Annotated in this window: 9 protein-coding genes; 6 read left to right on the forward strand and 3 right to left on the reverse strand. The window is 62.2% G+C overall.

Annotated features, from left to right (window positions below):
* Positions 1-110: 110 nt before the first annotated feature.
* The 3 genes from N5D22_RS07440 to glcF all read left to right on the forward strand — a co-directional run bounded on the left by N5D22_RS07440 (position 111) and on the right by glcF (position 4,308).
* Entirely contained in the window at positions 111-1,544 is a 1,434-nt protein-coding gene (locus N5D22_RS07440; protein ID WP_279655021.1) for an FAD-linked oxidase C-terminal domain-containing protein, read from the forward strand.
* Between the two features lie 244 nt (positions 1,545-1,788).
* On the forward strand, positions 1,789-3,003 hold the full coding sequence (gene glcE, locus N5D22_RS07445; RefSeq protein WP_279655023.1) for a glycolate oxidase subunit GlcE: 1,215 nt from the start codon (positions 1,789-1,791) through the stop codon (positions 3,001-3,003).
* Between the two features lie 3 nt (positions 3,004-3,006).
* On the forward strand, positions 3,007-4,308 hold the full coding sequence (gene glcF, locus N5D22_RS07450) for a glycolate oxidase subunit GlcF (RefSeq protein ID WP_279655024.1): 1,302 nt from the start codon (positions 3,007-3,009) through the stop codon (positions 4,306-4,308).
* Between the two features lie 210 nt (positions 4,309-4,518).
* Here the strand turns inward: glcF and N5D22_RS07455 are convergent, their stop codons facing one another.
* Entirely contained in the window at positions 4,519-5,178 is a 660-nt protein-coding gene (locus N5D22_RS07455; protein WP_279655025.1) for an outer membrane beta-barrel protein, read from the reverse strand.
* Between the two features lie 263 nt (positions 5,179-5,441).
* Positions 5,442-6,218 (reverse strand): L,D-transpeptidase, encoded by a 777-nt coding sequence (locus N5D22_RS07460; protein WP_279655026.1) that lies wholly within the window; start codon positions 6,216-6,218, stop codon positions 5,442-5,444.
* Between the two features lie 236 nt (positions 6,219-6,454).
* Between N5D22_RS07460 and N5D22_RS07465 the strand changes: the two genes are divergently transcribed.
* Positions 6,455-7,084, forward strand: coding sequence for a DNA-3-methyladenine glycosylase I (locus N5D22_RS07465; protein WP_279655027.1), 630 nt, complete (start codon positions 6,455-6,457; stop codon positions 7,082-7,084).
* Positions 7,081-7,524, forward strand: a complete 444-nt coding sequence (locus N5D22_RS07470; RefSeq protein WP_279655028.1) for a hypothetical protein — start codon at positions 7,081-7,083, stop codon at positions 7,522-7,524. The genes N5D22_RS07465 and N5D22_RS07470 overlap by 4 nt, the downstream gene beginning before the upstream one ends.
* Positions 7,525-7,540: 16 nt before the next feature.
* Here the strand turns inward: N5D22_RS07470 and N5D22_RS07475 are convergent, their stop codons facing one another.
* Positions 7,541-8,584 carry a YeiH family protein gene (locus N5D22_RS07475; protein WP_279655029.1) on the reverse strand — a complete coding sequence of 348 codons (1,044 nt, stop codon included), beginning with the start codon at positions 8,582-8,584 and terminating at the stop codon, positions 7,541-7,543.
* 81 nt (positions 8,585-8,665) lie between these two features.
* Here N5D22_RS07475 and N5D22_RS07480 point away from each other — a divergent pair, with 81 nt between their 5' ends.
* Positions 8,666-9,583 carry a LysR family transcriptional regulator gene (locus N5D22_RS07480; protein WP_279655030.1) on the forward strand — a complete coding sequence of 306 codons (918 nt, stop codon included), beginning with the start codon at positions 8,666-8,668 and terminating at the stop codon, positions 9,581-9,583.
* Positions 9,584-9,752 lie beyond the last annotated feature (169 nt).

Consider the following 9,752-nt stretch of genomic DNA (forward strand, 5'->3'; position numbering starts at 1 on the left):
AGTTGCCCTCGATTGTTTCCAGAAAGGAAAAAATCCATAACATTTGATTGCGCCGTTTCAAAGTGGTAAAGAAAGAATACCAGTTGGTGAAATGGCATGGAGGAGGGGCGGTGACGCAGCCGATCAAGTTTCTGGAGCCGCGCGCGAAGGTCGTCGCAGGCCGCGACCGCATCATAGCTGATCTCAAGGATATTCTGCCGGCGGACTGTCTTGTGCACGAACCGCGCGAACTTGTGCCTTTCGAAACCGACGCCTTCGTTTCCTATCGCCGCCTGCCGCTGGCCGTGGCGTTGCCAAAGACGACGGAGGAAGTGGCGGCGGTGATGAAATATTGTCACCGTTACGGCATTCCCGTCGTGCCGCGCGGGGCCGGCACCTCGCTCTCCGGCGGCGCGATTCCGCAGGAAGATGCAGTCGTGATCGGCCTTTCCAAGATGGCCTCGATCCTCGAACTGGATTTTTACAATCGTACGGCGCGGGTACAGGCGGGCGTCACCAATCTTTCCATTTCCGATGCGGCCGGCGCGGAAGGTTTCTTTTATGCGCCGGACCCCAGCTCGCAGCTTGCCTGCACCATCGGCGGCAATATCGGCATGAATTCCGGCGGCGCGCATTGCCTGAAATACGGCGTCACCACCAATAATCTGCTCGGTGTGAAAATGGTGCTGGTGGATGGCACAGTGCTGGAGCTGGGCGGCAAGTACCTCGATGCCGCCGGCTACGATCTGCTCGCCCTCGTCTGCGGTTCGGAAGGCCAGCTCGGTATCGTGACGGAAGCGACGGTGCGGCTGATCGCCAGGCCGGAAGGCGCGCGACCGGTGCTGTTCGGCTTCGAGACGTCGGAGGAAGCCGGCTCCTGCGTGGCCGATATTATCGGCGCGGGCATCATCCCGGTCGCCATCGAATTCATGGACAAGCCGGCCATCGAAATTTGCGAGGCTTTCGCCAAGGCGGGCTATCCGCTGAATGTTGGCGCGCTGCTGATCGTCGAGGTCGAAGGCTCCGAGGCGGAAATGGACGCCATGCTGGCCGACATCGTGGCGATTGCCCGAAAACATGGCGTGAAGACGGTGAAGGAATGTCAGTCGGCCATGGAGGCGGCGGCGATCTGGAAAGGCCGCAAATCCGCCTTCGGCGCAACCGGCCGCATCGCGGATTACATCTGCATGGATGGCACCGTGCCGCTCTCCCAGCTTTCCTATGTGCTGAAAAAGACGAGCGAAATCACCGACCGCCTCGGCCTTCGCGTCGCCAATGTCTTCCATGCCGGCGATGGCAACATGCACCCGCTTATCCTGTTCAACGCCAACGATCCCGACGATGCGGCCCGCGCGGAAGAGGCAGGCAATGAAATATTGAAGCTCTGCGTCGATGCCGGCGGCTGTTTGACCGGCGAGCACGGTGTCGGCATCGAAAAACGGGATTTGATGCGCCACCAGTATGGCGAGGCCGATCTTGCCCAGCAGATGGCGGTGCGCGCGGCTTTCGATGAGGGTTGGCTGATGAACCCTTCCAAGGTGTTTCCGCTGGAGGGGAGGGGATGATGGGTGTGAATTTTGTGATCTCTGTGGATGTGGCTTACCCCCCTCTGCCCTGCCGGGCATCTCCCCCTCAAGGGGGGAGATCGGCAAGGGGAGAACACCCCGCCCATGGAACGAGCGAGTGCGGCATATCGATCTCCCCCCTTGAGGGGGAGATGCCCGGCAGGGCAGAGGGGGGTATCTCTTGCTCCGAGTGTAATATTTCTTGCGCAAACGTCGCTATCCCATGCCCGGAGCTTGCCGCCCCATGCTGACCCCCTATGCAGAAACCCAGGTCGCCGACATCATCCACGACCACGCCGCGCGTAAAAGCCCGCTGAAAATCATCGGCGGCAACACCCGCTCCGGTTTCGGCAATGCTGTCGCAGCAGATGAAGCACTCTCTTCGCGTGCGATGAACGGCATCGTCTCCTACCTGCCCGCCGAAATGGTCATGACCGTCAAGGCCGGAACCCCGCTCGCCACCGTCGAAGCCGCCCTTGCAGAAAACCGCCAGATGATGGCCTTCGAGCCTATGGATCACCGCCCGATCATGGGCACCGAAGGTGAGCCGACCATTGGCGGCGTCTTCGCCGCCAATGTTTCCGGCCCCCGCCGTTATGTGGCGGGTGCGGCCCGGGACAGCCTGCTCGGTATCCGTTTCGTCAATGGCAGCGGTGAGGTCATCAAGGCCGGCGGCCGGGTGATGAAGAATGTCACCGGGCTCGATCTGTCGAAGTTCCTGGCCGGGTCTTTCGGCACGCTCGGTTTCCTCACCGAAGTCACCTTCCGCGTGCTGCCGAAACCGCCCGCGGAAAAAACCGTGGTCGTTTCCGGTCTCGATGATGAAGCCGCGACACGCATCATGGCGGCGGCTATGGCGATGAGTGTCGAGGTTTCGGGCGCGGCGCATCTGCCGGAAAGCGTTCGTTCCCGTTTCATCGATGGCGGATTGCCGGATGGCCCGGCGACTATCCTGCGGCTGGAAGGGCTTTCCGCCTCGGTGGAGGCGCGCACGGCCAAACTCCTTTCCGTCATGGACCGGGTCGGGCCGTGGGCGCTGCTGGAGGGTGAGGAGAGCGGGCTTTTGTGGCGTCAGCTGCGCGATGTCGCGCCCTATGCCGGACAGGCGGCGAAACCCTTGTGGAAAGTATCGGTCGCGCCTTCTGTGGGTCATCAGCTTGTCGCGGCGCTGCGCATGGAAGCGGGCATCGACGCCTTTTACGACTGGCAGGGCGGCCTCGTCTGGATGCAGATGGAGGCCAACCCCGAGGCGGATTTGCTGCGCGGCGCGATCCGGGCGCTCGGCGGCGGCCATGCAACTTTGGTGAGGGCGAGCGATGCGGTGCGCGCCACGGTTGCTGCCTTCGAACCGCGCCCGGCGGCGGAAGCGCTGCTTTCAGCGCGCATCAGGGAGAAGCTCGATCCGGCGGGCATCTTCAATCCCGGCAAGATGGCCGTCACGATGGAAAGGGCCGTCTGAGCCATGCAAACATCCTTCACGCCCGAACAGCTGGCCGATCCGCATGTGGCGGAATCCGAAAAAATCCTGCGCAAATGTGTGCATTGCGGTTTCTGCACCGCCACCTGTCCCACCTATGTCACGCTCGGCAACGAGCTGGACAGCCCGCGCGGCCGCATCTATCTCATCAAGGACATGCTGGAAAACAGCCGCCCGGCCGACCGCGAGGTCGTCACCCATATCGACCGCTGTCTTTCCTGTCTTGCCTGCACCACCACCTGTCCCTCGGGCGTGGATTACATGCATCTGGTCGATCATGCCCGCGCCCATATCGAACAGACATACAAGCGCCCCTTCATGGATAGGCTGATCCGCAATCTTCTGGTTGCCGTCCTGCCCCATCCCTCCCGTTTCCGGTTGGCCCTGCATCTGGCCCGGCTGGCGCGGCCTTTCTCCGGCCTGCTTGCCAGGGTTCCGGCGCTGACGCCGCTGCAATCCATGCTCGCTCTCGCCCCCGCCGCCGTGCCTGCGGCCTCCGCGTCAACCCGTCCGGGAGAGCGGCCGGCCGAGGGCGAAAAGCGTGGACGCGTTGCGATCCTCACCGGCTGCGCCCAGCCGGTGCTCGATCCCGGCATCAACGAGGCGACGTTGCGCCTGCTGGCGCGGCTCGGCATTGAGGTCGTGGTGCCGAAGGGGGAGGGCTGCTGCGGTTCGCTGGTGCATCATATGGGGCGCGAGGAAGAGGCGCTCGCTTCGGCAAGGCACAATGTCGATGTCTGGACGCGCGAGATGGAGAGTGGCGGTCTCGATGCCATCATCATCACCGCTTCCGGCTGCGGCACCACCATCAAGGATTACGGCCACATGCTGCGGCTCGATCCGGCCTATGCCGAAAAAGCCGCGCGGGTCTCGGCGCTCGCAAAGGACATCACTGAATATCTCGCCACCCTCGATCTGCCGCAAGGGCAAAGCCAGGGTCTGACGGTCGCCTATCATTCCGCCTGCTCCATGCAGCATGGCCAGAAGATCACGCTTGCGCCGAAACAGCTGCTGAAGGCGGCGGGTTTTACCGTGCGCGATCCGGCGGAAGGGCATCTCTGCTGCGGTTCGGCCGGAACCTACAACATCCTGCAGCCGGAAATTTCCGCCAAGCTCAAGGCGCGCAAGGTGAAGAACATCGAGGCCACGCGGGCGGATGTCATCGCCACCGGTAATATCGGCTGCATCACGCAGATCGGAACCGGCACGGATATGCCGATCCTGCACACGGTGGAGCTGCTGGACTGGGCCTATGGCGGGCCGAAGCCGGCGAGGCTTTCGGTTTAGAGCGCCGTGTGCCGATAAGGCAGCGATCCGGCAGGCCATAACGTGTGCCGCAAAGATTGGGTCGTGAGGGCTTTCTTTGTCTCCTCCTCATCCCTGTGCTTGTCACAGGGATCCAGCCAGCCCAAGTCCTTGGGCTGAAAGGACTCTCCTCGCCGCGCAGACGCACGTCGGCCGGATTCCTGTGACAAGCACAGGAATGAGGGAAGAGAGCTAGAACTTATACGCCACGCCGAAATTCACCGCATTGGTGATGATATCGGTCTTCAACGAGCCGCCATTGTCGATATCGACATCGACGAAGGAATAGGTGCCCTTATATTCCACGAAGGTCGACCAGTTGTCGGTGATGCGGTAGCTGAGGCCGGCCTGCGCCTGCAGGGTTGCGCCGCCGAACTGGTATTCGAAGGTTCTGCCCGAGGGGCGGTAAACTTCCACATGCGGCACGTTGATGCCGACGCCGGCGCCCACATAAGGGGTGATCGGCAGGGATTCCAGCGGAAAGCGGTAGAGTGCGTTGAGCGTCAGCAGGTTCAGGCCGTCGGTGAATTCGAAATGCGACCAGCCGGAGCGGGCGAGCGTCTCGTCGTCGGCATAGACCTTGTCATGGGTGAAATCGAGCGAGATGCCGAAATTCCTGAGCTGGCCCTCGTCGAACCAGTAGGTGCCGCGCACGCCCCAATAGGGCGGATTGGAAAACGACTTGCCTTCCCATCCGGCCCGGAAATCCGGCCCGTCGGAAACCGTCACATCGCTGTGCGGCGCGCTTTGCCAGCCGCCATAACCGGAAATTTCGAATTCGCCCGCGATTGCGGCAGAGAAGGAAACGCCGCTGAGGAGCAGGGCGCAAACAAATAAAGTATGGCGCGGCATGAAGTGAATCCAGATTGATATCAGTAATTCACCAAACCGTTTTTTGATAACATTTGAATGACAGAAACGAAAAACGGGCGGTCAGTTGACCACCCGTTTTAAGGCCGTTCCGTCATCCCCCTGAGAGAGGTCCGGCGCCTGGCGTCCCCCGCCAAGTTTCATTCAATGCAAGTGAGGCGGATTGTACCGCCGAAAGGCGGCAATTCAAGCGGATACGCCGCCATGCCGGCCTGGAAGCGGCCGGAATGGCGCAACCGTTGCCATCATATCACTATGACCTTGGTTCCGACGTTTACGCGCTCGTAGAGATCGGTGACATCCTCGTTGCGCATGCGGATGCAGCCTGAGGAATTGTTGCTGCCGATAGTCCATGGCTGGTTGGTGCCGTGGATGCGATAGAGCGTCGAGCCGAGATACATGGCACGGGCGCCCATCGGGTTGGCCGGGCCGCCTTCCATGAAGGCCGGCAGGTAGTGTCCCTTGGCCGCCTCGCGGGTGATCATTTCCTTCGGCGGGGTCCAGCTCGGCCATTCCGCCTTGCGGGTCACCTTGTGGGTTCCAGCCCATTCGAAGCCGGGCTTGCCGACGCCGACGCCATAACGCCGGGCCTTGCCATCGGCGAGCACGAGATAGAGGAAACGGTTCGGCGTATCGATGACGATGGTGCCGGGCTTTTCATTGGTCGGGTAGGTGACGATCTGCGGCAGGAATTGCGGCGCGATCTGGGTGCGCACCGGCGCATTGGGGCGGACGGCGGCATTCTGCACCCGTGCCGGGCGCTGCGATGTGACGCCGGAGCTGGGGCGCTGCGGCATGGCGGCCTGGCGCTGCTGGAAGAACGGCTGGCGTGCGGCCGGGGCGCGCGGATAGACAACGGGGCGCACATTGCCGCGGCCGCCGAGCTGGGTAACCCAGGGAGCGGAAAGATCCGGGCTGACGACGACGGGCGGGCGCTCGCGATAACGCTCGCTGGCCATGGCGGCCGGGGCGGCGAGGGTGGAAACGAGGCTCAGCGCCATAAAAACGGACTTCATCGTCATCGGGTGGACTCTCTCTGCGGGATGTCGCAACAATGGAAATGGCGGGATTGTTCACCCGCTTTGCCGGACACGTTCGCACCTCGACGCCAGCGAATCGTAAATAGCTGTTCATTAAAAAGCGCTTGATTAGGGAAAGCTGGATTTAAGGTTAGCGCCCGGTTTTGAAACGTGGTGAATGAGTGGTAAGCGCCGCTTGGGCCGGTTGGGGGGCGAGAGCGGAAAAGGGTTTTTACGGAATGAATGAAGCGGGACTTGAAACGGGCGCGGATGGCCTTGTGCGGTGTTTCTGGCAGCAGGGGCTTGCGGATTACAGCCGTTACCACGACGAGGAATGGGGTTATCCCGTCACCGACGATCGCCGGCTTTTCGAGAAGATCTGTCTTGAAGGCTTTCAGTCCGGGCTTTCCTGGCTGACGGTTTTGCGCAAGCGCGAGGCTTTCCGTCTCGCCTTTGCCAATTTCGAGTTCGAAAAAGTGGCGGAATTCGGCGAAGCCGATATAGAGCGCTGCCTCGGTGACAAGGGTATCATCCGCCATCGCGGCAAGATCGTCTCGACCATCAACAATGCCGGCCGCGCCGTGGCGTTGCGGGATGAATTCGGTTCGCTCGCCCGTTATTTCTGGGGTTTCGAACCCGCCGCCGCAGAAAGGCCGCAAAGGCTGGACTATGCGACGTTAAGGGCCAACCCCACCAGCGCCGCCTCCATCCGGCTTTCCAGGGATTTGAAGAAGCGGGGCTGGACTTTCGTCGGCCCGACGACCGTCTATGCATTCATGCAGGCCATGGGTATGGTCAATGACCATATCGAAGGCTGTCATTGCCGCCAGCCGATAGAGGCCCTGCGGCGGGAGTTTATACGTCCATGAAGGCAACCTCCCTTCTTCTGGCTCTCACCATGGCCGTGGCCGCCGTGCCGCATCCATCCTTCGCGGAGGCCCGCAATGTCGATGGCATCTGGCTTGATGACGGTGAACGGCTGAAGGAAGTGGCCCTGCCGCCGGCCGGGCCGCTGAAACTGGATGGATGGACCCGGCGCGGGCGCGGCGATGTCTATCGCCTGAAGGTGAAGGCGGGGCAGACGGTGAAAGTCGAACTCGCCGCCTCCAGCGAGTTTGTCCTGATGGCGATCTTCGATTTTTCAACGCCGGATGAGGACGCGATCTTCTTCAGCGATTCCCAGGGCAAGGTTGCGACACTGACGCCGAAGGCGGATACGGAATGGCTGATCCGCCCGACGCTGATCCTGGGATCACCGCGCCGCGGTCTCGGCGCACATTACACGCTGACGGTCAGCACCGGGGCATAACGGTTTCCCCAGGGACTCAGGCCGTCTGAGTCAGCACGATCAGGCCAAAACTGAGAACGCCCAGCAGCACCAGCGACAGGCTGGCGGCGACGATGACCTTGCCGCCGGCATGGCGAAGGCTGCGAATATCGACCGAGAGACCCAGCGCCGCCATCGACATGATGGTGAGGATGTTGGAGAGCGATGCGACGGGGCCCAGCACGACTTCGGGAATGAGGCCGAAGGACCGGGCCATGATCATCAACACGAAGCCGACGATGAACCACGGAACCATCTGCTGCAATCTCAGGCGGCCCTTGTCGGAGCGGCCATGGATGACGGAGAGGGTGGCGATGACAGGTCCCAGCATCAGCACGCGGATGAGCTTGACGATGGTGCCGGTCTGCACGGCAATCGCGCCGAGCGGGGCGGTGGCGGCCAGAACCTGCGGCACGGCATAGACCGTCAGGCCGGCGAAGATGCCATATTGGGTCGCATCGAGGCCGAGGAGCTGCGGCAGGAACGGCATCAACAGCACGGCGGCGACGCCGAGAACCGCGGTGAAGGCAATCGAGGCGGCGACATCTTCCGGCTTGGCGCCAATGGCGGGTGCTGCGGCGGCAATGGCGGAATTACCGCAGATGGAGTTGCCGCAGGCGATCAGCGTCGCGAGCTTGGGCGGCAGGCCCAGCATTCGCCCGGCGGCATAGCTGACGATCAGCGACAGCGCGACGATCAGCGCAATGCCGCCGATCAGCAAGCCGCCTGCGCCCTTGAGAATGGAGAGGCTGAGCGATGCGCCGAGAAGCGCCACGGCGATTTCGAGCAGCGTCTTGGCGCTGAACTTGATGCCGGCTGAAGCGACAGCCGGCAGCGACACAAGCGAACGCAAAAGCGTTCCGATCAGAATGGCAAGCACAAGATCGCCAAGCCAGGCGTGGCCGGCGAGCCGCACCTGAAAGCGCTCCGCCAGAATGGCGGCGCAGCTGACCGCCGCGCAGAGGAGAATGCCCGGCAGAAGCGGGGTGAGCCAGCGAAGCGAAAACTGAAAGGGATGGGTAAGGGTGCGATGTTGTGCCATGGCCAGACAATGCCGCAGCCGCCTGTTTTATTCTATCAAATAATATGGCATATATTATTCGATAAAATCGAATGAAAAGCCATGACTTTTGAACAGCTCCGCATCTTCATCGCCGTTGCCGAACGTGAGCACCTGACGAGGGCCGCCGAAGCCATCGGTTTGACTGCGTCGGCCGTCAGCTCAGCGATCAAGAATCTCGAGGCCTTTTATAATGTCGAGCTGTTCCATCGCGTCGGCCGCAACATTGAACTGACAGAAAGCGGCCGGGCGTTTCTGGGCGAAGCCAAGGCGACGCTGGCGCGTGTGCGCAATGCGGAATTGATTCTCTCTGAAATGGGCGGGTTGACGCGCGGCGAAATCACCGTCTGCGCCAGCCAGACCATTGCGAGCTACTGGCTGCCGCCGATCCTGATGCAGTTCAAGAAGCTCTATCCCGGCGTCAGCGTCCGGCTCGATATCGGCAATACCAAGACGGTGACGCAGGCGGTGCTCGACGGTCTGGCGGAGGTCGGTTTCATCGAAGGCAGGATCGATGAGCCGGCCTTGATGGTGCAACCCGTCGTCTCCGACAAGCTGCTGGTCGTCACCGGTTCGGCCCACCCCTTCGCCGATGGCCGTTATCTCACCGCGCTCGACATGCTCTATGGCACCTCATGGGTGCTGCGCGAACAGGGTTCCGGCACCCGCTCCGCCTTCGAGGCGGCGGTGCGGCAGATGGGCGTGGACCCCGGCGAGCTTTCCGTCATGCTCGAACTGCCGTCCAACGAGGCGGTAGTGATGGCGGCGCGCTCCGGCGGCGCGGCCACGGCCGTCTCCGCTTCGGTGGCATCCCTGTTCCTGCGGCAGGGATTGCTCGTGCGCGCCGGTATCGATCTGCCCGCCCGCAACTTCGCTTTGTTGCGTCACAAGGAACGCCATACCAGCCGGGCGGCCATGGAACTGGAGCGCCTCAGCCGGGCGGCGTCAGAGGATTACAAGGCCGGTCTTGCGGGGCTTTAGGGCGAGCGGAGCATGGCGCGACTGGCGGCTGGTGAGCGTGCCCGAACAATTCCCCGTCTGACGTCGTCTCATCCTCACGCAATACCGTCACGGATAAAGCGGGGCGCTGCCGCTTGTTTCTTCTCCCCGAGGGGGGGGAGAAGGTCGCGGCGGCGGGATGAGCGACTGT

Origin of the sequence: Agrobacterium sp. GD03872 (assembly GCF_029840625.1) — a bacterium.
Lineage (GTDB): Bacteria > Pseudomonadota > Alphaproteobacteria > Rhizobiales > Rhizobiaceae > Agrobacterium > Agrobacterium fabrum_A.